Origin of the sequence: Cryobacterium sp. MLB-32 (genome assembly GCF_000738085.1) — a bacterium.
Lineage (GTDB): Bacteria > Actinomycetota > Actinomycetes > Actinomycetales > Microbacteriaceae > Cryobacterium.
Map to the genome: position 1 here is coordinate 23,897 of NZ_JPRS01000015.1, position 25,008 is coordinate 48,904.

Genomic DNA, 25,008 nt, shown 5'->3' on the forward strand with positions numbered 1-25,008 from the left:
ATTTTACAGTCCGGCGGCGCTGCGCAGGTCGTCGACGCGGTCAAGACGTTCCCAGGTGAAGTCCGGAAGCTCGCGACCGAAGTGACCGTATGTCGCCGTCTGCTGGTAGATCGGGCGCAGCAGGTCGAGGGAATTGATGATTGCGGCCGGACGCAGGTCAAAGACCGCACGGATGGCGGCGGTGATGTCATTGTCGGGCAGCACGCCGGTCCCGAAGGTCTCGACGTAGAGCCCAACCGGTGACGCCTTGCCGATCGCGTAGGCAACCTGCACCTCGAGGCGTTCGGCCAGTCCGGCGGCTACGGCGTTCTTGGCCACCCAGCGCATGGCATACGCGGCGGAACGGTCCACCTTCGACGGGTCTTTCCCGCTGAACGCGCCGCCGCCGTGGCGGCTCGATCCACCGTAGGTGTCGATGATGATCTTGCGTCCGGTCAGCCCCGCGTCGCCCTGCGGCCCGCCGATCTCGAAGCGACCGGTCGGGTTGATCAGGGTGTTCAGGCTCGAAGAATCAAGATCGATCAAATCGAGAACCGGTCGAATGACAAGTTCGTCGACCTCCACACGCAGTTGTTCCGTGGACACGGACGGTGCGTGCTGGGTGGACAACACGACTGTTTCGACGGTGCGCGGCACGATTCCGTCATAGCCGATAGTGACCTGGGTCTTGCCGTCCGGACGGAGGTAGTCGAGTTCACCGGATTTGCGCACGAGCGCGAGACGCTCGGCGAGGCGGTGGGCGATCCAGATCGGAATCGGCATCAGTTCGGGCGTCTCGCGGGTGGCGTACCCGAACATGATGCCCTGGTCACCGGCGCCTGGCGATCGTAATCGTCGAGGCTCGACTGCTCGCGGCTCTCGAAGGCGTTGTCGACGCCCTGGGCAATGTCGGGAGACTGCCCGCCGATAGAGATTTCAACGCCGCAGGAGCGACCATCGAACCACACGTCGGACGAGTCGTAGCCGATGTCGGTGATGCATTTTCGAACGATGGACGGGATTTCCACGTACGCTTCGGTGGTCACCTCGCCGGCCACGTGCACGAGGCCCGTGGTGACGAGGGTCTCGACGGCAACGCGGCTGTGGGGGTCTTCCGTGAGGAGCGCGTCGAGAATGCTGTCCGAGATCTGGTCACAGATCTTGTCGGGGTGCCCCTCGGTGACGGACTCGGAGGTGAAGAGGCGAAGATCGCTCATCTGGCCTGTCTCTGTAGGTATACGTGCATGGTGAGAAGTGTGGGTGGTGATCTACACGATCACGTCAAGAATGCTCTGGGCCACCGACATTTTGCTGCCCGAGGCCTCGTTCACTATAACTCCGAGGCGGTCCAGCATCAGAATTGCATTGCTGTCTGTTGCGAAACCCTGGGTCCATCCCACGCGGTTCACGACGAGGTAATCGCAGCCCTTACGCGCAACCTTTTCGCGTCCGAGGTCCAGCAGCCGACTGTCATCCGCTTCGGTTTCGGCGGCGAATCCCACGATGACCTGTCCGGGCGTCCGACCCAGCGCAAGCGCGGCGAGGATGTCGGGGTTTTTGATGAGCTCAAGAATCAGCGTGTCGCCCGTGTCCTGCTTCTTGATCTTGCCCTCGCGCACGGTCTGCGGCCGATAGTCCGCCACGGCCGCGGCCATGATGATCACGTCGGCGGTGGGAGCGGCAGCCTGCATGGCCTCGTTCAGTTCCACGGCACTTCCCACTCGACTCACCGAGATGCCCGACGGTTCGGCCACCTCGAGGTTCGCCGCAACGAGCGTCACGGTGGCGCCCCGGTCCCGGGCAGCCTCGGCGAGGGCCACGCCCTGCTTGCCGCTGGAACGATTGCCAAGAAAGCGCACCGGGTCGAGCGGTTCGCGAGTGCCGCCGGCGCTGATGAGAATTCGCCGACCCGTCAGGTCTTGGGCGGGTTTCTCAACGTATGTGCCGTCGAGCACGGCGAGTGCCGCGGCCACGATCGTGCCGGGTTCCTCCATGCGTCCGGCACCGACGTCCTGCCCGGTGAGCCGACCCACGCCCGGCCCGACCACGATGACGCCACGCTCGCGCAGGGTCTTCACGTTGGCGACCGTCGCAGGATTATTCCACATCTCGGTGTGCATCGCCGGGGCGATCACGAGCGGGGCCGTGCTCGCGAGGATCGTGTTTCCGAGCAGGTCATCGGCGAGGCCGGCGGCGAGCTTGGCAATGGTGTTCGCGGTTGCGGGTGCCACCACGATGAGGTCGGCGGACTGGCCGATCGCCACGTGCCGAACCTCAGCAACACCTTCGTAGAGCTCCGAGTGCACCGGATGGCGCGAGATGGCTTCGAGCGTGGGCTTGCCGATGAAACGCAGGGCGGCTGTCGTGGCCACGACATGCACAGAGTCCCCGTTCAACACAAAAGCGCGCACGATGTTGACGGCCTTATACGCCGCGATGCCGCCGGTGATACCGACGACAACGGTGCGGGCTGTCTTCATCGTGCGCGCTTCCGCGGGCACGCGACTACTCGACGATGGGACGAGAGGTGAGCTTGTCCTCGTTGATTTCGCGCAGGGCAACCGAGAGGGGCTTGTCATCGACCGTGGAGTCGACGAGCGGGCCGACGTTGTCGAACAGGCTGCCTTCGTGCAGGTCTGCGTAGTAGTCGTTGATCTGACGAGCGCGCTTGGAAGCGAAGATCACCAGTGCGTACTTGGAATCGACCTTGGACAGCAGGTCGTCGATGGGCGGGTCAATGATGCCAGTGGGCTTGTTGGCCATTGATGTCACACTCCTTTGAGAGCAATTTCAGCAGGGAAATAAGAAAACGGGCGCTACGAGATTGGAGTCGCAGGGCGAACCTTCATCAAGTCTACGACCTCGCGGGCCGCTTCGGATGCGTCGGCGTTGATGATGCGGTAATCAAACTCGCCCTGGGCGGCCAATTCCAGCTTCGCCGTTTCCAATCGGCGGGCCTGTTCTGCCGAATCCTCGGTACCCCGGCCGATGAGCCTGCGCACCAATTCCTCCCAGGTCGGAGGCAGCAGAAAGACCAGCCGAGCCTCCGGCATGGCCCGGCGAACGGCTCTGGCTCCCTGGATGTCGATTTCCAGCAACACGCTGTTGCCGGCCGCAATGGCGTCGTCGACGGGCCTGCGCGGCGTTCCATAGCGGTAAGCGTTGTGCACGGTCGCCCACTCAAGCAGATCCTGGGCTTCGATCATTCGGTCAAATTCGTCATCCGTCACGAAGAAGTAGCTGACGCCCTCCACCTCACCGGGTCGTGGCGCTCGCGTCGTGGCCGACACCGATAGGTGCACATCGGGGTAGTTATCGCGAATGTAGCCGGCGACGGTCCCTTTGCCTACGGCTGTCGGCCCCGCGAGCACAACGAGTTTGGAGTCCGGTTGACCGTGCCTCGCCGTGGGGCGTTCGGACAGAAAGTCACGCAGCCGGTCGCGCTGATGCCGACCGAGGCCGCCGAGCCGCTTGGACGGTGAGATCTCCAGGCGGTGAATGATGCGCTGCATCTTCGTGACGCCGATCGCCGGGATGCTCACGAGAAGTTCCGTGACGCGCAGGCGACCTTCGACTCCGACCGGATCTTTGATGGCCGCACCGAGCACCTCAAGCGCGGTGCGCTCCCCCGAGGCGACCTGCGCCTTCACCTTGGCACGGGCACGGCGCGCGGCTACGGCGGCGCGCGAGGCGGCGACCCGGTCGACTTCGGGCGGGGTGGGACGGTTTTCAGCCACGGACGGCTCCTACTTCAGTGACGCGGCGCTCAATTGCCTCCGCGAGCCGGACGGGACCGGCCGAAAGAACACTACGGGATTCACTCACGATAACGCCTCCGGCGTATTCACCATATATCGAGATCAGATCCATAATATCCCCTCCCTGGTGTCCAAAACCGGGTGCGAGCACGGGTGTCAGTGCCCGCTGTGGCGCGGTCGCTGTATCGATGCCGAAATCGGACAGGTCGAGGGTCGCTCCGAGCACGACGCCGATCGCCCCCAGCGCAGCTGTGGTCGACCTCGCGTTGCGCTCGGCCACATCGTCGAGAATCGCCCGGGTCACACTGCGTCCGGCGTATTCTCCGCGGGCGACCACCGCCTGCTGGATGACCGCGGCCTCCGGATTCGAGGTCGCCGCCAGCAGGAAAAGTCCTTTTCCATGCGCCGCTGCGACCGCGAACGACAGGTCGAGGGAGCCGACCCCCATAAAGGGGTTCACCGTGATCGCGTCAACTTCGAGGCTCGAGCCCGGCGTCAGCCAGGCATCCGCGTATGCCTCGACACTCGTGCCGAGGTCGCCCCGTTTGACGTCGGCGATCACGAGCAGGCCGGCGGCGCGGGCGTCCGCCAGGACGCGCTCGAGCGCGACGTACCCGGCGGACCCAAAACGCTCATAGAAGGCGATCTGGGGCTTGAGGATGCCCACGCGCCCGGCGGCGGCGGCGACGACCGTGCGGCCGAAAGACTCGGCACCCGCCGCAGAATCGGGCAGGCCCCACTCCGACAGCAACCAGGTGTGCGGGTCGATTCCCACACACAGCTGCCCTCGTGCGGTGAACGCCCGGTGCAGGCGTTCACCGAACATCGATGATTCGCCGGACTCCGGTGTCACAGCAGGGCCGACCGCTGATCGGCGTATTCCTGCAGCGACGTCACCTCGAACCCGCCGCGAATCGCGTCAATCGACGCGACGGCGGCGCTCAACTCGGCGATGGTCGTGAACAGTGGCAGGTCTCCCGCAACGGCGGCGGCACGGATCTCGTAACCGTCGGCGCGGGCGGTGCGGCCGCCCGGAGTGTTGATGACGATCTGCACCTCTTCACGGCGGATGAGCTCGACGATCGACACGTCTTCCTCACCCGACTTCTCGCTGAACTTGGTGACGACACGCGCGCGGATACCGTTACGCTGCAAGACCTCCGCCGTACCCTCGGTTGCGGCAATCTCGTAGCCCAGTTGTTGCAGACGCAGCATCGGCAGGATGATCGCGCGCTTGTCCCGGTCGGAGACCGACACGAAGACCGTTCCGCTGAGCGGGATTCCACCGTAGGCCGCAAGCTGGCTCTTGGCGAAGGCGCGGGGGAAGTCGCGGTCGATTCCCATCACCTCACCGGTGGAGCGCATCTCCGGGCCGAGGATCGAGTCGACGACGTTTCCCTCGGGTGTGCGGAACCGATTGAAGGGGAGCACGGCTTCCTTCACGGCGACCGGGGCCTCCATCGGGACGCGTGAGCCGTCGATCTCGGGCAGCTGCCCCGAGGCCTTGAGCTCAGCGATCGTCGTGCCCACCATGATGAGCGCGGCGGCCTTGGCGAGAGTGATACCGAGAGCCTTCGCCACGAAAGGAACCGTGCGGGAGGCGCGCGGGTTGGCCTCAAGCACGTAGAGCACTCCGGCACCGATGGCGAACTGCACGTTGAGTAGACCGCGAACACCGATGCCCTCCGCGATTCCACGAGTGGCCTCTCGTACCCGGTCGATTTCGGCGCGGCCAAGGGTGACCGGGGGCAGAGTGCAGCTGGAGTCACCGGAGTGGATTCCGGCCTCCTCAATGTGCTCCATCACGCCGCCGATGTAGAGTTCGTGTCCGTCGTAGATCGCGTCGACGTCGATTTCGATCGCATCGTCGAGAAAACGGTCGACGAGAAGCGGATGCGACGGGCCGATGATGCCCTGTCCTTCCATACGGGCGAAGTAGTCGGCAAGGGACGCGGAGTCGTAGACGATTTCCATGCCTCGTCCGCCCAGCACGTAGCTCGGGCGGACCAGAACGGGGTAACCGATTTCCTCGGCGGCTTTCACCGCTCCCGCGTAGTCAATCGCCACGCCGTTGCGCGGGGCCAGGAGACCGGCCGCGTCGAGGATTCCGGAGAAGAGTCCGCGTTCCTCAGCGAGGTCGATGGCATCCGGCGTCGTGCCGAGGATGGGGATTCCCTCGGCCTCCAGGCCCTTGGCAAGGCCCAGCGCCGTCTGTCCGCCGAGCTGAACGACGACACCGACCAGTTCACCGCTCTGGCTCTCCGCATGGATGACCTCAAGCACGTCTTCGAGCGTCAACGGCTCGAAGTACAGACGATCGGAGGTGTCATAGTCGGTCGAGACCGTCTCCGGATTGCAGTTGATCATGATGGTTTCGTACCCGGCATCGGACAGCGCGAAGGAGGCGTGCACGCACGAGTAGTCGAATTCGACGCCCTGACCGATGCGGTTCGGTCCGGAACCGAGGATGACGACCTTCTTACGGTCACTCGGAACGACCTCGGTCTCCTGGTCGTAACTCGAGTAGTGATAGGGCGTGAGCGCGGGGAACTCCCCCGCGCACGTGTCGACGGTCTTGAAGACCGGGCGCAGGCCGAGGATATGACGCACCTTACGGACATCCGCTTCACCGAAGCCACGGAGCTCACCGATCTGGGCATCGGAGAAACCGTGGTCCTTGGCGTGCAGCAGCACGTCCCGGTCGAGGCGCTCGGCACCGGCCACCTCGTCGGCGACCTCGTTGATGAGCACGATCTGGTCGAGGAACCACGGGTCGATCTTGGTGGCCTCAAAGACCTGCACAATCGTTGCGCCCTTGCGGAGCGCCTGCTGCACCGTGACGATGCGGCCGTCCGTCGGAATCTCGGCCTCGATCAGCAGCTCGTCCACACTGCGGGTCTCTGCGCCCCAGTGGAACGACGATCCACGCTTCTCCAGAGACCGCAGAGCCTTCTGCAGAGCGGAGGAGAAATTACGACCGATCGCCATGGCCTCACCGACGGACTTCATGGTGGTGGTCAGGCGCGGGTCGGCGGCCGGGAACTTCTCGAAGGCGAAGCGCGGAACCTTGACGACGACGTAGTCGAGCGTCGGTTCGAAGCTCGCCGGGGTTACGCCGGTGATGTCGTTCGGGATCTCGTCGAGGCGATAGCCGAGGGCGAGCTTTGCGGCAATCTTGGCGATCGGGAACCCGGTCGCCTTGCTGGCGAGGGCCGAAGATCGGGAGACGCGCGGGTTCATCTCGATCACGATGATTCGGCCGTCGGCCGGGTTGATCGCGAACTGGATGTTACAGCCGCCGGTGTCGACGCCGACCGCACGGATGATATCGATGCTGATGTCGCGGAGGTTCTGGTACTCGCGGTCGGTCAAGGTGAGCGCCGGAGCGACCGTGATCGAGTCGCCAGTGTGCACGCCGACCGGGTCGACGTTCTCGATGGAGCAGACGACGACCGTGTTGTCGGCCGTGTCGCGCATCATCTCGAGCTCGTATTCCTTCCAGCCCAGAATGGACTCTTCGAGGAGAACTTCGCTCGTGGGGCTGTGGTGCAGTCCGTCGCCGACGATACGGCGCAGTTCCACCTCCGTGTAGGCGAATCCACTCCCCAGCCCGCCCATGGTGAATGACGGACGAACGACGAGTGGGTACCCGAGGTCATCGGCGAAGCCGACGGCCTCGTCAACGGTGCGGGCGATGTGCGAGCGGGCCACGTCGGCGCCGGCATCGAGCACGAGCTGCTTGAAGATCTGGCGGTCTTCGCCCTTCTGGATGGCCTCGAAGCTCGCGCCGATGAGTTCGACGTTGTACTTCTCAAGGATGCCGCGCTCGTGCAGCTGAATGGCCGCGTTGAGTGCCGTCTGTCCGCCGAGGGTGGGCAGGATCGCGTCGGGACGTTCCTTGGCGATGATGGTTTCGAGGATCTCCGGAGTGATCGGCTCGATGTACGTTGCGTCGGCAAAGTCCGGATCGGTCATGATCGTCGCGGGGTTGGAGTTGACCAGGATCACCCGCACGCCTTCGGCACGCAGCACACGGCAGGCCTGCGTTCCGGAGTAGTCGAACTCGCACGCCTGGCCGATCACAATCGGGCCTGACCCGATGACGAGAACGCTGTTGATATCGTCGCGCTTGGGCATTACTTGCCGTCTCCTGCTCCGGCGGCCGCGTTTCGTTCGACCACCACATCCCTGAACCGATCAAAAAGATAGTTTGCGTCGTGCGGGCCGGCGGCGGCCTCCGGGTGGTACTGAACGGAGAATGCGGCGATGTCGAGGCAGCGGATGCCTTCGACCACCTGATCATTCAGGCTGTAGTGGCTCACCTCTACTCGCCCGAACCCGGTGCGGGACTCGCTCACGCCCTCAATCGGCATGTCCACGGCGAAGCCATGGTTCTGCGAGGTGATTTCCACCCGACCGGTGGCTTTATCCAGCACCGGCTGATTGATCCCGCGGTGACCGAACGGAAGCTTGTAGGTGCGGAACCCGAGGGCGCGGCCGAGGAGCTGGTTGCCGAAGCAGATGCCGAAGTACGGCACCCCCGCGCGCAGCACCTCCTGCAGCAGCGTGACATGCGCGTCCGACGCAGCCGGGTCGCCGGGCCCGTTGGAAAAGAAGACGGCTGAGGGCTTCAGGGACAGCACATGTTCGGCCGTCACGGACTGTGGGAGCACGAGAACCTCGAACCCGCGCCGGGCCAAGTGTTCCAGCGTGGATTTCTTCACACCGAGGTCGAGCACGGCAACGGAGCCAATGCGCTCCCCGACTGCAGGAACGGAGAACGGCTCGACGGTCGAGACCTCGTCCGAGAGGTTGCGGCCGGTCATCTGCGCACCGGAGCGCACGCGGTCCAGCTGCTCACCGTCGGAGAGCTCCAGCGTGTCCCCGGAGAAGATGCCCGAGCGCATGGCGCCGGCGGAGCGGATGTGCCGGGTGATCGCCCGGGTGTCGATGCCGGAGATGCCCACAATCCCTCCGCCTTCAAGGTCCTCGTCAAGCGTGCGCGTGGCGCGATGATTAGAGCTGATGCGGGCGGGGTCGCGCACAACGAATCCTGCGACCCAGATTCGGCGGGACTCCATGTCCTCGTCGTTGACTCCCGTGTTGCCGATGTGCGGTGCCGTCATGAGCACGATCTGCCCGGCGTACGACGGGTCGGTCAGCGTCTCCTGGTATCCGGTCATCCCCGTCGCAAAGACGATCTCGCCGAGCGTCTGACCCTCGCTGCCATAGGCGCGGCCTTCGAATCGCGTGCCGTCTTCGAGTACGAGAACGGCCGGGGCCGTTCGTTTGCTTGCCTTGTAGTCGACATCTGAGAACGCCAAGCTACACCTCACTTTCGTCGCGGTCAGCGGAGCCGATGGCCCCTGCTGCAATGGATCGGATCGCGTCGACCAGGCGGACGCGTTCACTGGGGTCAATAATTCTGAAGTAGCTGTCCACGGACCGCCCCGGTTCGGCCGGCGACGTCAGAGTCGCTGCTGCCGGCGGCAACTGCCAGCCGAGAAGCATGAGTCCGTCCGTTTCCACGACACGGTCGATGGCCCAGGTGGCTGGGGTCAAAATATCAATGGCTGCGTACGGCACGAAGACCGAATTCGAGCCGGTCAGGTCGAGGGTGACACCGGCATCCGTCGCCGTGATCTCGGCTCGCGCCCGAAAGCCGAGGCCGGGGATGAACAGTCGTTCGAGCGGGGTGTCCCGCGGCGTCGTCGCCACGTAGTACCCGCGGGCAACGGCCACCACCTTGTCCGAGCCGCTCGGCACGGGGTAGCCCGCCACGATCCCGGAATCCCGCTTGCTTCGTTTACGCCAGCTGCGGTACATGAGCGTGAAGATGCCCAGCAGAACCACGATGACGATGACGGTCGGAAGAAGCCTATCCATGGTTGTGCTCCAACTTCGAGGAATGGGCGTGCTCCGCGACCTCGGCGGCGTCCCGAAGAACCCCGTCCAGGAGCGTGGCATACCCGCGGTGGAAGGTCGTCCGAACCAGACCGGGAAGGGTCATCGACAGGTATGGCGAGTTCACGCTCATGCCCGACAGGTCGGCCCGGTCGAAAACTCGGCTCGCGGCGGGATCGTAGAGCGTCAGCTCGGCGCTCGCGCCTTCGACGATGCCCTGCCCCTGATTCGTGACCCGTCCGATGCGGGCGGGCGTGTGGGAGAGCACCCGTGCGATGTCGGTCCAGCCGAGCAGCCCGTTCGACACGACGGATGCGTGCACGACCGACAGCGCGGACTCAAGTCCGACCATGCCGTTAGCGGCCGCGTCCCACTCGCAGTCCTTGGACTCGATCGGGTGGGGGGCGTGGTCGGTGGCCACGATGTCGATTGTTCCGTCAGCGAGTCCGGCACGCAGTGCCTCCACGTCTTCGCGGCGACGCAGCGGCGGATTCACCTTGAAACGGGCGTCGTAGCCCACGACAAGATCCTCGGTGAGCAGGAGGTGGTGGGGGGTGACTTCGGCCGTCACGTTGATGCCACGGGCCTTGGCCCAGCGGATGACGTCCACCGAGCCTGCCGTGGACACGTGGCACACGTGCAGGCGTGAACCCACGTGCTCGGCGAGCAGCACGTCGCGGGCGATGATGGATTCCTCGGCGACCGCTGGCCAGCCGACCAGGCCGAGCTGGCCGGACAGCGCGCCCTCGTTCATCTGCGCTTTCTCGGTCAGTCGCGGCTCCTGCGAATGCTGGGCGACCACCCCGTCGAAGGCCTTGACGTATTCCAGCGCGCGCCGCATGAGCAGCGGATCCGACACGCAGAAGCCGTCATCGGAGAAGACACGCACCCGGGCGCGGCTCGTGGCCATCGCTCCGATCTCGGCGAGCTGCTGGCCCGCGAGGCCGACAGTGACGGCGCCGATGGGCTGTACGTCAACGTATCCGGCACGCTCGCCGAGGGCGAGAACCTGCTCGACGACACCAGCGGTGTCCTGGGCCGGAGAAGTATTGGCCATGGCGAACACGCTTGTGAACCCGCCACGAGCGGCCGCCTGGCTGCCCGTGAGCACGGTTTCGCTGTGCTCGGAGCCGGGCTCACGCAGGTGCGCGTGCAGGTCGACGAGGCCGGGGAGGACCAAGAGCCCGTCGGCATCGATCGTTGTCGCGCCGGCACTGGAGAGGCCGGTTCCGAGTTGTTGGATACGCCCCTTCGCCAGCACAATGTCGGTGCGCGCGCCGTCGGGCAGCGAAGCACCCCGAATCAGGTAGGTCTGGGTCGTCTGAGACTCAGCGGGCATTATGCATCCTCTCGGTCACCGGACAACAGCAGGTAGAGCGCGGCCATCCGGACAGAAACGCCATTGGCGACCTGTTCCAACACGGTCGAGTTGATCGAGTCGGCTGCCGCTGACGATATTTCCAGCCCGCGATTCATCGGCCCGGGGTGCATAACAATGCTATCCGGGCGAAGACGATTAAATCTCGCGTCGTCAAGCCCCCATGCGCGGGAATACTCCCGGCTATTGGGGAAGAACGCGGCGCTCATGCGCTCAGCCTGAATCCTGAGCATCATCACCACATCCGGGCCGGCATCGATCGCGTCGTCGAGGTCGAACCCGAAGCTCGCCGGCCAGCCGGTCGTATCGACCGGCAGCAGGGTCGGCGGCGCTACGAACGTCACGTCGGCGCCCAACGTCGGCAGAAGCCAGAGGTTTGACCGCGCCACGCGCGAGTGCAGCACATCGCCCACGATCGTCACGCGCACCCCGTCGAGCCCTTTACCTCGGGACGCGGCCCCGTGGATCCGGCGCCGAATGGTGAAGGCATCGAGCAGGGCCTGGGTGGGGTGCTCGTGGGTGCCGTCCCCGGCGTTGATGATTCCCGCGTCAATCCAGCCGCTCGCGGCCAACACCTGCGGAGCTCCCGACGCAGGATGCCGGATGACGACACCGTCGGCCCCAATGGCGGCCAGGGTCTGCGCGGTGTCCTTGAGGCTCTCCCCCTTGGACACGCTTGACCCTTTCGCGCTGAAGTTGATCACATCAGCGCTCAGGCGCTTCGCCGCCGCTTCAAAGGAGATGCGCGTTCTGGTCGAGTCTTCGAAGAAAAGGTTGACCACGGTCTTGCCGCGCAGGGTCGGGAGCTTCTTCACCTCGCGCTGCGAGACATCGGCCATGTCTTCAGCGATGTCGAGCAGCTCGATGGTGCGGTCACGGCTGAGCTCCCGGGTGGACAGCAGATGCCTCACTGGTCGCGCCCTCCGTCGATCGACACGAATTCGTCACCGTCGGTCTCCTCGAGGTGAACGTTGATGCGCTCCTCGGTCGAACTCGGCAGGTTTCGTCCCACGAAGTCGGCCCGGATAGGCAGCTCGCGGTGCCCGCGATCCACGAGAACCGCCAGACGAACGATTGTGGGGCGGCCGTGATCTCCGAGCGCATCGAGTGCCGAGCGGATCGTGCGCCCCGAGTACAGCACGTCGTCAACGAGCACCACCGTGGCGCCGTCGATGCTGCCGGGAATCTGGGTGCGCGAAGGCGTTCGGGTGCGCGTGTGCGCAAGGTCGTCGCGGTACAGGGTCACATCGAGGGAGCCCACCCGCACGGCCGACGCCGTCGGTTCGATGCGGGCGATCGTTTGTGCGATGCGACGAGCAAGCACGACGCCCCTCGTGGGGATGCCGAGAATGACCAGGTTGTCCGGGCCTCGATTGGACTCCAGGATCTCGTGGGAGATTCGAGTCAACGCGCGGGTGATGTCAGCCTGAGTGAGCACAATGTGTTCCAACAGCCGACCTCCTTCCCCGTCTCACAGGACGGCTGTTAAAGGATGTCTAGTGAGTTCAGCGTAGCGGAACCGCCGGGTGCCAACCGACCGCGGCACGCCACGCGAGGGCGGTGGACCGTGGCTCCTCGGAGAAACACGGCGCGCGCTGTGGATCCGCAGACCCGGAGCTTCCGATCTACTGACCGAAGGCGGCCGAGACGAACTGGGCGAACTCCACCGGATCGGTGAGGCTGCCCTGGTACTGCGCGCCATCCACGAGCACGGTGGGAGTTCCCGGTATCGACGGAAGTTCCGAGCCCGGAATCGGCCCGGCCAATGCCCGCTCCGTGTTTGCCTGAGACCAGGCGGCATACTCGGCGCCGGCAACGCAGTCGGCGATACTGGCGGTTCCCGGTGCCAACGACACCAGTTCGTCATCGGAGAGACCCGCGGTGTTTTCGGCGGGCTGGTTGGCAAACAAAACGGCCACGTAGTCCAGGGTGGATTTCGGGTTGAGCGTGGCCTCACAGGTCAATGCAGACGATGCCCGGGTGGAGTAGTCGGTTCCCGCTGAGACGCGGTCCAGGAAGGTGAGGGAGTGCAGGCGAAGGGTAATCGCGTCGTTCGTCGCGGCAAGCGCGAGGCTCGCTCCGTTAGCTTCCTCAAACTGCGCGCAGTACGGGCACATGGGATCGAAATAGACGTCGATCGTGACCGGGCCGCTGCCGACGATCAGGTATCCGGAATCGAAGTCGGCTGCCCCGATCTGACCGGTCGGCATGGGGTCCGCCGTCTGCACGTCCGTGGCCGTTCCGTTCTGAGTCACGAAAGCGGCTCCCGTGGCCGCGAGGAGCACCACCAGCCCGACTGCCAGCGCGACCACGGCGCTTTGCACCCAACCGATGATGACTCCGGCCAGTGCCATACCCCGGCCGGTCTCGCCGGTCTTCTTGATCTGTCCCAGCGCGATATAGCCGGTGATGATTCCGACGACACCGATGAAGAACGACGACGCGAAGGCGACGATGGCCAGGCTGTTCGTCTTCGGCGCCTGAGCGAACGCCGTGCCCACTCCCGGCTCCGCCGACGATGCAGGTACCACGGGCTGATCGGGCTGTTCTGGTCCGGTACTGGTCATGAGCATCCCCTGCGTGAGTGGTTAGGCGGACGGCGCCGTCTGCGCGATCTTGCCGAGCAGTCCGTTGACAAAGCCCGCGGAGTCATCCGTTGACAGAATCTTGGCCGCTTCGACGGCCTCATCGATTGCCACGGCGTGCGGCACGGCGTCGTTGTAGAGAATCTCCCAGATGCCGATGCGCAGGATCGCGCGGTCGATGTTCGGCATGCGTGCCAGTGACCACCCCTGGGAGTAGGTCTCGATCAGTTCATCGATCTCTTCGCGGTGGTCGACGACACCATCCACCAGCTCACGAGCGTAGAGCCAGGACGCTACGCGGGCAGGCTCGCTCGCCGCACGTTGGGCCTCGGTCGCGAGCGACTCAGGGATGCTGATCTGACGCACATCGGCGGCATAGAGGATGTCGATGGCGCGCTTGCGGGCCTTCGTACGAGCGCTCACTAGTTGACGCGACTCAGGTAGTCGCCGGTGCGGGTGTCAACCTTGACCTTGGTGCCGATGTCAAGGAACAGGGGAACCTGAATCTGGAAGCCGGTTTCGACAGTGGCCGGCTTGGTACCGCCGGTGGAGCGGTCGCCCTGGAGCCCGGGCTCCGTGTACGTGATCTCGAGCACAACCGACGCCGGAAGCTCGACGTAGAGCGGGTTTCCGTTGTGCAGGGCCACCGTGACGGCCTGGCTCTCAAGCATGAAGTTGCGCGCGTCACCGACGACGGCCGCGGAGACGTGCAGCTGGTCGAAATCGGCCACGTCCATAAAGACATAGGAATCGCCGTCGGCGTAGAGGTACGTGAAGTCGCGGCGGTCGACGTTTTCGGTCTCGATCCGCGCGCCGGCGTTGAACGTGCGGTCGACGGTCTTGCCCGACACGACGTTCTTCAACTTGGTACGAACGAACGCACCGCCCTTGCCCGGCTTCACGTGCTGGAACTCGATGACTGCCCAGAGCTGGCCGTCGATGTTGAGGACAACGCCGTTCTTGATATCAGCGGTAGATGCCATGGGGGTTTCAATCCGTTCAATTGTTAAAGTGCACGGCCGATTCGGCCTCAGGAGAGTCTACGCGACCTGGACTCAGGCGCCAAAGCAGTCGTGGATTCAGCCCTGCCGGGTGACGTAATCGAGCGCAAGGCGGTAGGAATCAAAACCCAGACCGGCGATGACACCGGTGGCGATGGCACTGACGACGCTGGTGTGCCGGAACGTCTCTCGAGCGTGCGGATTTGAAATATGCACCTCGATGAGCATCAACCCGGCCTTTGTCACGAGGGCAGCGGCATCCCTGAGCGCGTAGCTGTAGTGCGTGAACGCGGCCGGATTGATAATGACGGGCACGCCCGTGTCGACGGCTTCGTACAGCCAGTGGATGAGTTCGGCCTCGTCGTCGGTCTGGCGCAGATCGACGGAGACACCCTTCGGCGCAGCTTCGCTGAGGTAGACGTACAGGTCGTCGAGATTCGCTGAGCCGTACACATCGGGTTCGCGACTGCCGAGGCGACCGAGATTGGGGCCGTTCAAAACCAGAACTGTGCTCATGGTCTCAGCCTAGGTGCGCAATGCCGACGTCAGGTGCGAGCGCCGCCGTCGAGCAGGCACACGCCGTCGTCGTGTGCCACGAATATACCCATAATGGCCATGACCGGGCCGAAGGTCGATTCGAGCTCCCGCGCCCATGCCTCGTCGGGCGCCGTCATCTCCGCCGACCCCGGACGTTCCAAGGCGAGGATCACGCTGCCGCCCGTCCCGCTCGTCGCGAGGATGGCGCCGATACCCGCAGCGACCTGTGTCATCACCCCCGGTTCCGGTCGGAGTGGGATGTCCTCGATCGGAATGAGGAGGGGAAGCTGATGCCCGTGGGAATCGAGCAGCATGAGCCAGAGCTGATAGCGAATAGCCCGGCCGACGAGATCGAAGACACGTTCCCGCGCCTGTTCGACGGTGCGAATCGGTGGAGCGTCCTCAAAGGCGAGTGGTGACGTCATGCCACCAGAGTGGCGTGATTTCGCACGTCAACTGAGTTATCCACAGAATTCGTGTCCTGATTTGCTGTGAAAGGCCCGCAGTCCGGTCCGGGACATGCCCGGGGCCCTAGACTTTGGCTCTGGTGGCTGCATGCGGTCGCCGCCGACGACCAGTGCAGATCGGAGGACTCGATGACCGGCCCATGGATGACGTCCGCTTCCAAAGCGAACGCCGAGGAACGCGTGCTGGAGAAAGCCCACGAATCCGCAGTGTCGGACAAGATCATCGGTGCCGGCGTTCGCAAACTGGTGAAGGATTCCTGGCAGCGTTCCCTGTCTCTCAGCCTCGATCCCACGAGTGTCGCTCCCGAACGAGACCTCACCGACGTGGAATTGCGAGAGCTGCGCAATCAGCATCCACTGTCTGTCGTTTTGCCTGTCGTGCACAACCTACTGATCAGGCACGCCTTCGATTCCAAGCTCATCGTCGCGATCGGCGACGAATCGGGCCGACTGCTCTGGATAGATGGGGACCGCGTGCTGCGCGCCAAGGTTGAGGAGATGCTGTTCGTGGAAGGAGCGGACTGGTCGGAGCGTCGGGTGGGCACGAGCGCCCCGGGCACGGCCCTGGCCCTGAACCGCGGGATTCAGATTCGCCGGGCCGAACACTTCAACCTGCTCGCGCATCCCTGGAGCTGCACGGCCGTTCCGATTCATGACCCGGACACCGGCAAGATTCTCGGCGTCATTGACATCACCGGCGGGGACGAGGCGGTCGCCCCGCAGACTCTGCCTCTCGTCGAAGCTGCCGTGGCAGCGATGGAAGCGGAACTGAGGATTCAGCGCCTCGGCCGTGATGCCCGGCGGCCCCCGGCCGCCCCGTCAAGCCCGGTAGCCGTCGCCTCACCTCGCCGGTTGAATGCGCCCGTCAGCCTCAGCATTCTCGGGACTGACAATGGACACCTTGAGTCAGGCAGCCTGTCCGCCGACTTCAGCCCGCGCCATGCCGAGATCCTGGTTCTCTTGGCGTGGCATCGCGAGGGACTCTCAGCGGATCGGCTCGCGCTTTTGCTGAGCGATCAGGACAATGGCGTTGATACGCTCCGTGCCGAAATGGTGAGGGTGCGAAAGGCACTCGAACTCTTCTCCCCCCGGGTCGTGATCAGCTCCCGACCGTACCGCCTCGAAACCCCCCTGGAACTCGACGCTCAGCGCGTGCTGGCCTTTCTGGAGAGGGGCGCGCACCGCGTCGCCATGGGCGCCTACCGCGGCCCGGTCCTGCCCAATTCGGTCGCCCCCGGAATCATCGACATCCGCTCCGAGGTCAGCGCGCGCCTCCGCGAGGCGATGCTGACGGATGCCGCAGTCGACGTGCTGCTCGATTACGCCCGTTCGGAGGAGGCCACGTGGGACACCGAGGTGTGGCGCGCCTGTCTGGAACTCCTCCCCGCCCGATCGCCCAAGCGCGCCGCCGTCGTCGCCCGTCTTCAGCGCATCGACGATGACCTGGCGCCGCGTGGCGTCCCAGTGCGGGCACGGTGATACGCCTACCAAGCCCTCGCAACTTACTGCAACGTTTGCATTCCTAGACTCACACCATGGCCGCGGAATTGCGGCCTCCCGACATCGTCGTCGAACTAGGAGTGTCATGACCGTTTACGCAGCCCCCGGAACACCGGACGCCAAGGTTAGCTTCAAGCCCCGCTATGAGAACTGGATCGGCGGAGAGTGGGTGGCACCCGTCAAGGGTGAATATTTCGAAGATGTCACCCCCGTCACCGGCCGTCCGTTCACCGAGGTGGCTCGGGGAACCGCCGAAGACATCGACCTGGCGTTGGATGCCGCACACAAGGCCGCTCCGGCCTGGGGCAAGACCAGTGCCACCGAGCGCGCAGCCGTTTTGAACCGTATCGCCGACAAGATCGATGCCAACCTCGAGCTGCTCGCCGTGGCCGAGTCCTGGGACAACGGCAAGCCGATCCGCGAAACCCTCAACGCTGACATCCCCCTCGCGGCAGACCACTTCCGTTACTTCGCAGCGGCCATCCGTGCTCAGGACGGCGACCACGCGCAGCTCGACGGAGACACCGTCTCCTACCAGTTCCACGAGCCACTCGGCGTCGTCGGTCAGATCATCCCCTGGAACTTCCCCATCCTCATGGCCGTATGGAAGCTCGCACCAGCCCTGGCCGCCGGAAACACCGTCGTGCTCAAGCCGGCCGAGCAGACGCCAGCCTCGATCCTGGTGCTCATCGAACTCCTCGGGGACATCCTTCCTCCGGGAGTGGTCAACATCGTCAACGGCTTCGGTCTCGAGGCCGGCAAGCCCCTCGCGTCCTCGCCGCGCATCCGAAAGATCGCGTTCACCGGCGAGACCACCACCGGCCGACTGATCCTCCAGTACGCCAGTGCAAACATCATTCCCTCGACCGTTGAGCTCGGCGGCAAGAGCCCCAACATCTTCTTCAGTGACGTGGCCCAGGAGAATGACGCGTTCTACAACAAGGCTCAGGAGGGCTTCACCCTCTTCGCCTTCAACCAGGGCGAGGTCTGCACGGCCCCGAGCCGCGCACTGCTTCAGAAGCCCATCTACGACAGCTTCTTGAGCGACGCCCTCGCGCGCACCGCACTGGCGATCCAGGGCAACCCCCTCGACACCAACACTCAGGTCGGCGCCCAGGCCAGTAATGACCAGCTCGAGAAGATCCTGTCCTACATCGACATCGGCAAGAAGGAAGGCGCCAAGCTCGCCCTCGGTGGCGAACGCGCCGACCTCGGCGGCGACCTCAGCGGAGGTTACTACGTGCAGCCGACGGTCTTCGAAGGCAACAACAAGATGCGCATCTTCCAGGAAGAGATCTTCGGCCCGGTCCTCGCCGTCACGAGCTTCGAAGACTATGACGACGCGATCTCCATTGCCAACGACACGATCTACGGACTCGGTGCGGGCGTCTGGTCACGCAACGGCAACGTCGCCTACCGCGCCGGCCGTGACATTCAGGCCGGGCGCGTGTGGGTCAACAACTACCACGCGTACCCCGCCGGTGCCGCCTTCGGAGGCTACAAGAGCTCCGGAATCGGTCGTGAGAACAACAAGCTCGCACTCGATCACTACCAGCAGACCAAGAACCTGCTCGTGTCCTACTCCGAGAACGCGCTCGGTTTCTTCTAAACGACACACCCGATTCACCCGAATAGGCTGCTTCCCAGCAGTTCGGGCTAGTTTGGGGCTGTCAACGACGACCGGTCGTTGGCAGCCCCATTTCTTATCTGAAGGGCCTGCAATGTCACTCGCACCAGCCACCGAATCCGTCATGGCTCAGGTCACTATCGCCGGAGAAAGTATTCCCCGCGTGGAGCTCGCCCCGGTCGCAGTCGATCTGCTCCGCAGCCTGTGGGATGAGCACGGCCCACTGATGTTTCACCAGTCCGGCGGTTGCTGCGATGGCAGCTCACCCATGTGCTTCATGGCCGGCGAGTTCATCACATCGGACCAGGACGTGCTGCTCGGCCGCCTCGACATCGCTCCCTCCGGCGCACCGGAACAGGTGATCGATTTCTGGATGTCGGCCGAACAATTCGCCTACTGGAGCCACACGTTCCTCACCGTAGACGTCGTTCCCGGACGAGGCAGCGGCTTCTCCGCCGAGGCGCCACGCGGGGTACGCTTCCTCATCCGGTCACGGCTCATGGAGACCGAAGTCCCCTTCGCCTAGCAGGTCTGAGCATCGGAGACAGCGGTCTCGCTCGCTCGTCACGCCTCGACCGACGCGAGCCGGACGACCAGCTACGAGCCGATGGCCTGATAGGCCGAGAAAAGCAGCGACGCGTCCGGCCCCTCCATGATCGTCGGCTTGCCGATGTCATCCAGCACGACGAACCGCAGCATTCCGCTCCGGGTCTTCTTGTCGCGCTGCATCGTGGCCAGCAGGGTAGGCCAGCGTCCCACGGGGTACGTCGTCGGCAGGGTGAGCGATTCGAGGATGCGTCGGTGGCGGTCGACCGCCTCGACGGACAGCCGGCCGCTCAGGCCGGCGAGTTCGGCGGCGAACATCATCCCCACTGCGACGGCCGCGCCATGTCGCCAGCCGTAACGTTCGGCGTGCTCGACAGCGTGACCGAGGGTGTGTCCGTAGTTGAGGATCTCCCGGAGTCCGGACTCCTTGAAGTCCTGCCCGACAATGCGCGCCTTCATCTCAATGGACAGTTCGATCAAACGCCGAAATTCGGGCGTGGTCGGGTCCGTGGCCAGATCGACATCGGTCTCGATGATGTCAAGGATTTCGGGGACCTGGATGAAACCGGCCTTCACGATCTCGGCGAACCCTGCGAGGATTTCATTGCGGGGCAGCTGTTGCAGCAGATCAAGATCGCAGATCACGGCGTTGGGCGCCCAGAAGGTGCCCACGAGGTTCTTACCTTCTGCCGTATTGATTCCGTTCTTTCCACCGACGGCCGCATCGACCATTCCGAGCACACTGGTGGGGATCTGCACGAGCTTGACGCCGCGCAGCCACGTGGCCGCGACGAATCCTGCGAGATCGGTCACCGCTCCCCCGCCCAGGCCGATCACGGCATCCGTGCGACTGAAGTCCGCCTGTCCCATGACCTGCCAGCAGAAGGCGGCAACCTCGACGCGTTTGGCCGGCTCGGCATCGGGAACTTCGGCGATCATCACTTCGTAGTGCTCAAGCAGACTTTCGCGCAGCGCGACGGCACGGGCACCAAGCGTGGATGTGTGCACGATGAGCACCTTGCGCACCTGCGTGCCGAGCTGCTCTGCGACGGAATTCACCAGGCCCCGCCCGACGTACACGGGGTAGCTGTCGTCCCCGGAAACCGTGATCACGGTCGTTCCCGGTACGGTCGCCAGCGGTGCGGCGACTCCGGGTTCGGGGACAGCCTGCTCGGAGGCGGGTAGGGCGGATGTCGTTGATTCAGTCATGATCTCTTTCTAACCCAGGTCACGATGTCATCGGCGATGCTGCTGATGGGTCGGCGTGACGTGTCGAAGTGGATGCTGGAGAGCGCCTCATAGATTGGCCGACGCTCGGTGAAAATTCGTTCCCAGTCGGCGATTCCGCCGCTGAGGAGTGGGCGTTTCTTGCCCCCGATGCGTTTGCTCGCGGCGCGGGCGTTGACACTGAGATACACAACGGTGTGATCGGCGAGATCCGCTTGCGTGTCTGGATCGAGGACTGCACCGCCGCCGAGCGACACGACGCCCTGTCCGCCCAACGCATCCGCGACGATTCCGCGCTCGATCACTCGGAAATAGTCTTCGCCTTCCCGCGCGAAGATTTCGCTGATCGGCCCGTATTGCGCCACGATGAGTCTGTCCGTGTCGACGAACGGCACGCCGAGGCCGCGGGCCGCTCTGCGGCCGATCTTGCTCTTTCCCGCCGCCATCGGCCCGATGAAAACGAGCGGATACAGGGGATGGTCGCTTCTGTCGATGGGCTCAGCAGGCATGGCTAGAGGGATGCGTCGCTCGACGCACCCGTCTTCAGATTGACCGGGATGTGGGCCAGGTACGACTCGAGGTTCCGACGCGTCTCATCAATGGAGTCCCCACCGAATTTTTCGAGAACGGAGTTGGCCAAAACCAGCGCGACCATCGCCTCCGCCACAACTCCCGCGGCGGGGACCGCGCACACGTCGGATCGCTGGTGGTGCGCGGGTGCCGCCTCGCTCGTGGCAACGTCCACGGTGCGCAGTGCGCGCGGAATCGTCGCGATCGGCTTCATGCCCGCGCGAACCCGCAGCACGGTGCCCGTGCTCATGCCGCCTTCGGTGCCACCTGCTCTGTCGCTCGCGCGCTGGATGGCACCGTCGGATTGCACGAGCTCATCGTGCGCTTCCGAGCCACGGCGAGTGGTCGTAACGAAGCCATCCCCGACCTCGACTCCCTTGATGGCCTGAATCCCCATCAGAGCCGCTGCGAGCTGAGAGTCGAGGCGCCTGTCCCAGTGCACGAAGGAACCGAGACCGGGCGGAAGGTTGTAGGCGAGCACCTCGACGACGCCGCCCAGGGTGTCCCCTTCGCGGTGAGCAGCATCGACTTCCGCCACCATCCGAGCGGATGTCTCGGCGTCGAAACAGCGCAACAGGTCGGCGTCCAGGGCGTCCACATCGCTGGCCCGGGGAAGCGGTGCGTCGTCCGGCACGCGGACCGGTCCGATGGACAGGGTGTGGCTGACCAGCGTGATGCCGAGTTCGGAGAGGAACGACCGGGCGACGGCACCGAGCGCCACCCGCGCAGCTGTCTCGCGGGCACTTGCCCGTTCGAGCACCGGGCGGGCCTCGTCGAAGCCGTATTTTTGCATTCCCACCAGGTCAGCATGGCCCGGGCGAGGTCGGGTCAGCGCTGCTCCCCGGCCGCGCATCGGGGCACCGGTCGGCTCGTCCGCAGGCACATCGGCGCTCATCACGTCCACCCACTTGGGCCATTCGGAGTTGCCGATACGGACAGCGACCGGTCCTCCCAGAGTCAGTCCGTGACGGACTCCGCCGGATATGGTGAGTTCGTCCTGTTCGAATTTCATGCGAGCACCCCGACCATAGCCGAGTTTGCGGCGCGCAAGATCGAGGCGGATCGCATCTAGTGTGACCGGTATTCCAGCGGGCAAACCCTCGACAATAGCGATGAGTTCGGGGCCGTGGGATTCTCCGGCAGTGAGCCAACGAAGCATAGTTCCTATCCTTCCACAGGGTCGCGGCTCAGGACGCCGCGCATGGCCGCCAGTACATCGTCTTCGCCGTCCAGAGGGATGAGCGGGTCGCCGGAAACGAAGATCCTGTCCTGGATCAGGGCCTGATGTAACAGCATGCCCAGACCGGACAACACCGTGCCGCCGCCTTCCTGCCACGAGGTCGCCAAGGCGCTGGGCCAGGGCGAATAGGCCACGTCGAAGAGCGGCACGTTTCGGCGCAGCTGCGGCGGAAACTCACCGGACAGCACGCTCCCTCCGGGAAGAGTGCTGATCACCAGGTCGCTGGTCGGCCGTGCCCGCGCCAGATCGTCGAATGCTGACACGGTGACCGTGAGCCCGAGCGTGCGTCCGAGCTCTGCCAGTGACGAGGCTCGAATCGGATCCCGCACGAGGATATCCACGCCCTCGGCGCCCAAGTCAGCTGCGGCGACCAGTGCCGAACTTGCCGTGGCGCCGGCGCCGAGCAGCGTTACGTGTATCGCGCGAGTGAGGCCGTGGTCGGCAAGGGCGCGCACAAGCCCCGCCACATCCGTGTTGAAGCCACCCAGGCTCCGGCCGCCGTCGGTGGGGGTGATGAGCACGGTATTGACCGAACCCGTGAGGGTCGCGACGCGATCAAGGTCATCAATGAGCGGCAGCACCTCGTGCTTGAGCGGCATTGTCAAGGACAAACCCAACCATTCCGCGCCGAGAACGTCAATGAAACTCGCCAGCTCACCCGCGCGAACCTCGTGCGCCTCGTAGCGCCAGTCCAGACCCAGCGCACGATAGGCGGCTCTGTGCAGGGCCGGGGACCGCGAATGCAGGATCGGTGAGCCGAGCACCGCGAGCCGGCGAGGCCGGCGTACCGCGTCAACCATATTCGGGGTGGTCGGCCATCCAGGCGAGCCACGTGTTCACCGCGGCCTGGTGTTCCTCACCCGTCGTGGAGAAGACCGTCTCCCCGGTGTCGAGATTCACGGTCACGAAGAAGAGCCAGGGGCCGTCGGCGGGGTGCAGGGCCGCATCAATGGCGAGGTCGCCGGGATTTGAGATGGGGCCGACCGGCAGCCCCGGGTGCAGGTAGGTGTTGTACACGTTCGACGGGTCGCTGCGTTCCGCGTCCGTCGTCGTGACCAGATGGGTGTTTCCCGTGCCGTAGGCCACGGTCGCGTCGGACTGCATCAACCCGCTCGGCCACTGGAGCGGATCACTGCGATTGAGGAAGACGCGGGACACCTTGTAGTAGTCGTCACGAAGCCCCGCCTCGCGCTGGATCAGGGAGGCCAGCACGATCGTGGACCACCGCTGATCTACCGGCACCGCGGCGGCGTCAAGGGCTTGGAATTGGCGGCTGACGAGGGTCTGGATGGCATCGTGGGCGGAGATACCCGGTACAAACGTGTACGTCGCCGGAAACAGAAAACCTTCCACCGTGGTGGCCTCGGGCGGCAGGCCGAACGAGGCCACGTCAGCCGCCGCCGCCTGAAGGTCGGCAATGGGAAGGTCGGTGCCCTCCGAGAGCAGCTGCAGGACATCCACGGCCGCGGTTCCTTCGGGTATCGCAACGGTCTGCTCGAGCTTGTTGGCGGAGTCCAGCAGGGCGTCAAGGGCAGACCGGGCGCTCATCTGCGTCTTCAGCTGATACGCACCCGGTTGGAAGACCGGTTCGGGAGATTCCTTCAACAGGGTGGCGTAGAACGCATCAAAGCTCTGCACCACGTCCTGGCTCACGAGCGTCTTCGCGACGTCGCCCCCGGTGTCGCCGTCATGGATCATGACGACGACGTCTTTTTCTCCCGTGCCGGGGTAATCGTCGGGACCCTGCACCGCATTGATCACCTGGGTGATCGGGCCACGCAAGGCCCACGCGCCGGCGGCCAGCAGGGCGAGAATCACGACGAAGGCGATCAGGCAGCCCCACGCTCCCTTGCGGCTCTTCCTCTTCTCCCGTTTCGGTTCTGCCGCCAGCTGGGCGCGACGTCGTGCGCGTCCTGCTGCCCGCTGATCACTCCGATTGTTCTGCGCACCGGGGCCAGCGGACTCCAGCCCGTCGGGATCGATGAGCGCCGCGATGCCGACGCGATCGGGAACACTGTCAGGTACCGGCTCCGGCGCCGCTATCGGAACCGGATCCCGGTCAGGCTGCTGCACGGGCTCGACCCGAGGAGGCTGCGGTGGAAGCGGCACCTCTCCGCTGGCGGCGGCCCGTTTTTCGGCCTCTTCCTTGGCTTGCTGCGCAGCTCGAAGGGACTTGCGTGACGGCAACGGCTGGTCGCCGGGTGGGATCGGCACAGCTACGGCCTTCCGTTCAGGTCAAGGGGTGAGCCGGCTGGCCTGCCCGATGAACGCTCGCTGTCGAGCGCATGTTGCAAAATGATTGTAGCGGCCACCTGGTCGACGACCGGGCGCTGGGTTTTCGCCGGACGCCCGGATGCCCGTAAAGCGGACTGTGCCGACACGGTCGACAGCCTCTCGTCGACGAGCCGCACCGGAATGTCCAGCGCACGCCCGAGCATCTCCGCGAAGCCCGTGGCGTCATCCGTCGATGCGGTGCGGTTACCCGACAAAGCCAAGGGAAGCCCCACCACAACCTCGACGGCGTCGTATTCGCTCACGATGGCCACGAGACGCGCCACGTCGGACACACCGGCCGGGTCGCGGCTCACGGTCTCCACCGGCATGGCGAGCATGCCGTGGTTGTCGCTCCGGGCTACCCCGATTCGAACCTTGCCGACGTCAACCCCGACGCGCACTCCGGACCTCATGA

At 64.8% G+C, this 25,008-nt stretch carries 24 protein-coding genes and 1 pseudogene; 3 read left to right on the forward strand and 22 right to left on the reverse strand.

The annotated features are described in order from the left end of the window. Window positions 1–3: 3 nt before the first annotated feature. The 16 genes and pseudogenes from metK to JF66_RS21550 form a co-directional block, all read right to left on the reverse strand. Window positions 4–1,196 (reverse strand): annotated as a pseudogene (gene metK, locus JF66_RS03130) (methionine adenosyltransferase). A 51-nt stretch (window positions 1,197–1,247) separates the two neighbouring features. After that, on the reverse strand, window positions 1,248–2,459 hold the full coding sequence (coaBC, locus tag JF66_RS03135; protein WP_035875192.1) for a bifunctional phosphopantothenoylcysteine decarboxylase/phosphopantothenate--cysteine ligase CoaBC: 1,212 nt from the start codon (window positions 2,457–2,459) through the stop codon (window positions 1,248–1,250). Between the two features lie 25 nt (window positions 2,460–2,484). Beyond that, window positions 2,485–2,742, reverse strand: coding sequence for a DNA-directed RNA polymerase subunit omega (gene rpoZ / locus JF66_RS03140; RefSeq protein WP_035835750.1), 258 nt, complete (start codon window positions 2,740–2,742; stop codon window positions 2,485–2,487). A gap of 53 nt (window positions 2,743–2,795) precedes the next feature. Further along, window positions 2,796–3,716 (reverse strand): guanylate kinase, encoded by a 921-nt coding sequence (gmk, locus tag JF66_RS03145; protein WP_035875089.1) that lies wholly within the window; start codon window positions 3,714–3,716, stop codon window positions 2,796–2,798. Next, entirely contained in the window at window positions 3,709–4,563 is an 855-nt protein-coding gene (gene pyrF / locus JF66_RS03150; RefSeq protein ID WP_051973068.1) for an orotidine-5'-phosphate decarboxylase, read from the reverse strand. Before pyrF ends, gmk begins: the two co-directional genes overlap by 8 nt. A gap of 23 nt (window positions 4,564–4,586) precedes the next feature. Next, window positions 4,587–7,874, reverse strand: a complete 3,288-nt coding sequence (gene carB / locus JF66_RS03155; RefSeq protein ID WP_035875092.1) for a carbamoyl-phosphate synthase large subunit — start codon at window positions 7,872–7,874, stop codon at window positions 4,587–4,589. Then, the gene (gene carA, locus JF66_RS03160; protein ID WP_051973058.1) at window positions 7,874–9,061 is read right to left on the reverse strand and encodes a glutamine-hydrolyzing carbamoyl-phosphate synthase small subunit; all 1,188 of its coding nucleotides are present in this window, start codon (window positions 9,059–9,061) and stop codon (window positions 7,874–7,876) included. The genes carB and carA overlap by 1 nt, the downstream gene beginning before the upstream one ends. A 1-nt stretch (window position 9,062) precedes the next feature. Further along, a complete protein-coding gene (locus JF66_RS03165; RefSeq protein WP_051973059.1) occupies window positions 9,063–9,623 on the reverse strand; it encodes a hypothetical protein in 561 nt (186 codons plus the stop codon). Continuing rightward, complete coding sequence (locus JF66_RS03170) at window positions 9,616–10,980, reverse strand: dihydroorotase (protein ID WP_035875096.1); 1,365 nt, start codon at window positions 10,978–10,980, stop codon at window positions 9,616–9,618. Before JF66_RS03170 ends, JF66_RS03165 begins: the two co-directional genes overlap by 8 nt. Next, window positions 10,980–11,930, reverse strand: a complete 951-nt coding sequence (locus tag JF66_RS03175; protein WP_035875099.1) for an aspartate carbamoyltransferase catalytic subunit — start codon at window positions 11,928–11,930, stop codon at window positions 10,980–10,982. The genes JF66_RS03170 and JF66_RS03175 overlap by 1 nt, the downstream gene beginning before the upstream one ends. Continuing rightward, the gene (gene pyrR, locus JF66_RS03180; RefSeq protein ID WP_035875102.1) at window positions 11,927–12,472 is read right to left on the reverse strand and encodes a bifunctional pyr operon transcriptional regulator/uracil phosphoribosyltransferase PyrR; all 546 of its coding nucleotides are present in this window, start codon (window positions 12,470–12,472) and stop codon (window positions 11,927–11,929) included. Before pyrR ends, JF66_RS03175 begins: the two co-directional genes overlap by 4 nt. 172 nt (window positions 12,473–12,644) lie before the next feature. Continuing rightward, window positions 12,645–13,586, reverse strand: a complete 942-nt coding sequence (locus JF66_RS03185) for a DUF4190 domain-containing protein (RefSeq protein WP_197059302.1) — start codon at window positions 13,584–13,586, stop codon at window positions 12,645–12,647. A gap of 21 nt (window positions 13,587–13,607) precedes the next feature. Next, window positions 13,608–14,027 (reverse strand): transcription antitermination factor NusB, encoded by a 420-nt coding sequence (nusB, locus tag JF66_RS03190; RefSeq protein WP_035875104.1) that lies wholly within the window; start codon window positions 14,025–14,027, stop codon window positions 13,608–13,610. Beyond that, window positions 14,027–14,587, reverse strand: coding sequence for an elongation factor P (gene efp / locus JF66_RS03195; protein WP_035875108.1), 561 nt, complete (start codon window positions 14,585–14,587; stop codon window positions 14,027–14,029). The genes nusB and efp overlap by 1 nt, the downstream gene beginning before the upstream one ends. A gap of 96 nt (window positions 14,588–14,683) precedes the next feature. After that, window positions 14,684–15,121 carry a type II 3-dehydroquinate dehydratase gene (locus JF66_RS03200; protein ID WP_035875112.1) on the reverse strand — a complete coding sequence of 146 codons (438 nt, stop codon included), beginning with the start codon at window positions 15,119–15,121 and terminating at the stop codon, window positions 14,684–14,686. Window positions 15,122–15,150: 29 nt separating this feature from the next. Then, window positions 15,151–15,567 carry a hypothetical protein gene (locus JF66_RS21550; protein WP_051973061.1) on the reverse strand — a complete coding sequence of 139 codons (417 nt, stop codon included), beginning with the start codon at window positions 15,565–15,567 and terminating at the stop codon, window positions 15,151–15,153. Window positions 15,568–15,738: 171 nt separating this feature from the next. On the opposite strand from JF66_RS21550, the gene JF66_RS03210 reads away from it, so the two are divergent. From JF66_RS03210 to JF66_RS03220, 3 genes are all read left to right on the forward strand, one after another. Beyond that, on the forward strand, window positions 15,739–17,088 hold the full coding sequence (locus tag JF66_RS03210; RefSeq protein WP_081882109.1) for a GAF domain-containing protein: 1,350 nt from the start codon (window positions 15,739–15,741) through the stop codon (window positions 17,086–17,088). A 106-nt stretch (window positions 17,089–17,194) separates the two neighbouring features. Further along, window positions 17,195–18,718: an aldehyde dehydrogenase family protein gene (locus JF66_RS03215; RefSeq protein WP_035875114.1), complete on the forward strand. Its 1,524-nt coding sequence runs from the start codon at window positions 17,195–17,197 to the stop codon at window positions 18,716–18,718. 112 nt (window positions 18,719–18,830) lie between these two features. After that, window positions 18,831–19,262, forward strand: a complete 432-nt coding sequence (locus JF66_RS03220) for a DUF779 domain-containing protein (protein WP_035875117.1) — start codon at window positions 18,831–18,833, stop codon at window positions 19,260–19,262. 71 nt (window positions 19,263–19,333) lie between these two features. Here the strand turns inward: JF66_RS03220 and aroB are convergent, their stop codons facing one another. Genes aroB through ruvX form a run of 6 tightly spaced genes read right to left on the reverse strand, consistent with a single transcriptional unit; the run spans window position 19,334 to window position 25,006 of the window. Then, entirely contained in the window at window positions 19,334–20,491 is a 1,158-nt protein-coding gene (gene aroB, locus JF66_RS03225; RefSeq protein WP_081882110.1) for a 3-dehydroquinate synthase, read from the reverse strand. Continuing rightward, window positions 20,488–21,018, reverse strand: coding sequence for a shikimate kinase (locus JF66_RS03230; protein ID WP_051973063.1), 531 nt, complete (start codon window positions 21,016–21,018; stop codon window positions 20,488–20,490). The genes aroB and JF66_RS03230 overlap by 4 nt, the downstream gene beginning before the upstream one ends. Window positions 21,019–21,020: 2 nt before the next feature. Then, on the reverse strand, window positions 21,021–22,238 hold the full coding sequence (aroC, locus tag JF66_RS03235; protein ID WP_035875119.1) for a chorismate synthase: 1,218 nt from the start codon (window positions 22,236–22,238) through the stop codon (window positions 21,021–21,023). Between the two features lie 5 nt (window positions 22,239–22,243). Next, window positions 22,244–23,119: a shikimate dehydrogenase gene (locus tag JF66_RS03240; RefSeq protein ID WP_035875122.1), complete on the reverse strand. Its 876-nt coding sequence runs from the start codon at window positions 23,117–23,119 to the stop codon at window positions 22,244–22,246. Continuing rightward, window positions 23,112–24,533, reverse strand: coding sequence for an endolytic transglycosylase MltG (mltG, locus tag JF66_RS03245; protein WP_156109629.1), 1,422 nt, complete (start codon window positions 24,531–24,533; stop codon window positions 23,112–23,114). Before mltG ends, JF66_RS03240 begins: the two co-directional genes overlap by 8 nt. Window positions 24,534–24,535: 2 nt before the next feature. Then, window positions 24,536–25,006, reverse strand: a complete 471-nt coding sequence (gene ruvX / locus JF66_RS03250) for a Holliday junction resolvase RuvX (protein WP_197059303.1) — start codon at window positions 25,004–25,006, stop codon at window positions 24,536–24,538. Window positions 25,007–25,008 lie beyond the last annotated feature (2 nt).

What these genes read in the sequence shown, in the direction of transcription:
- coaBC (WP_035875192.1), bottom strand. Translation starts at nt 2,459, where the DNA reads ATGAAGACAGCCCGCACCGTTGTCGTCGGTATCACCGGCGGCATCGCG.
- rpoZ (WP_035835750.1), bottom strand. Translation starts at nt 2,742, where the DNA reads ATGGCCAACAAGCCCACTGGCATCATTGACCCGCCCATCGACGACCTG.
- pyrF (WP_051973068.1), bottom strand. Translation starts at nt 4,563, where the DNA reads ATGTTCGGTGAACGCCTGCACCGGGCGTTCACCGCACGAGGGCAGCTG.
- carB (WP_035875092.1), bottom strand. Translation starts at nt 7,874, where the DNA reads ATGCCCAAGCGCGACGATATCAACAGCGTTCTCGTCATCGGGTCAGGC.
- JF66_RS03165 (WP_051973059.1), bottom strand. Translation starts at nt 9,623, where the DNA reads ATGGATAGGCTTCTTCCGACCGTCATCGTCATCGTGGTTCTGCTGGGC.
- JF66_RS03170 (WP_035875096.1), bottom strand. Translation starts at nt 10,980, where the DNA reads ATGCCCGCTGAGTCTCAGACGACCCAGACCTACCTGATTCGGGGTGCT.
- JF66_RS03185 (WP_197059302.1), bottom strand. Translation starts at nt 13,586, where the DNA reads ATGACCAGTACCGGACCAGAACAGCCCGATCAGCCCGTGGTACCTGCA.
- efp (WP_035875108.1), bottom strand. Translation starts at nt 14,587, where the DNA reads ATGGCATCTACCGCTGATATCAAGAACGGCGTTGTCCTCAACATCGAC.
- JF66_RS03200 (WP_035875112.1), bottom strand. Translation starts at nt 15,121, where the DNA reads ATGAGCACAGTTCTGGTTTTGAACGGCCCCAATCTCGGTCGCCTCGGC.
- JF66_RS21550 (WP_051973061.1), bottom strand. Translation starts at nt 15,567, where the DNA reads ATGACGTCACCACTCGCCTTTGAGGACGCTCCACCGATTCGCACCGTC.
- JF66_RS03210 (WP_081882109.1), top strand. Translation starts at nt 15,739, where the DNA reads ATGACCGGCCCATGGATGACGTCCGCTTCCAAAGCGAACGCCGAGGAA.
- JF66_RS03215 (WP_035875114.1), top strand. Translation starts at nt 17,195, where the DNA reads ATGACCGTTTACGCAGCCCCCGGAACACCGGACGCCAAGGTTAGCTTC.
- JF66_RS03220 (WP_035875117.1), top strand. Translation starts at nt 18,831, where the DNA reads ATGTCACTCGCACCAGCCACCGAATCCGTCATGGCTCAGGTCACTATC.
- aroB (WP_081882110.1), bottom strand. Translation starts at nt 20,491, where the DNA reads ATGACTGAATCAACGACATCCGCCCTACCCGCCTCCGAGCAGGCTGTC.
- JF66_RS03230 (WP_051973063.1), bottom strand. Translation starts at nt 21,018, where the DNA reads ATGCCTGCTGAGCCCATCGACAGAAGCGACCATCCCCTGTATCCGCTC.
- aroC (WP_035875119.1), bottom strand. Translation starts at nt 22,238, where the DNA reads ATGCTTCGTTGGCTCACTGCCGGAGAATCCCACGGCCCCGAACTCATC.
- JF66_RS03240 (WP_035875122.1), bottom strand. Translation starts at nt 23,119, where the DNA reads ATGGTTGACGCGGTACGCCGGCCTCGCCGGCTCGCGGTGCTCGGCTCA.
- ruvX (WP_197059303.1), bottom strand. Translation starts at nt 25,006, where the DNA reads ATGAGGTCCGGAGTGCGCGTCGGGGTTGACGTCGGCAAGGTTCGAATC.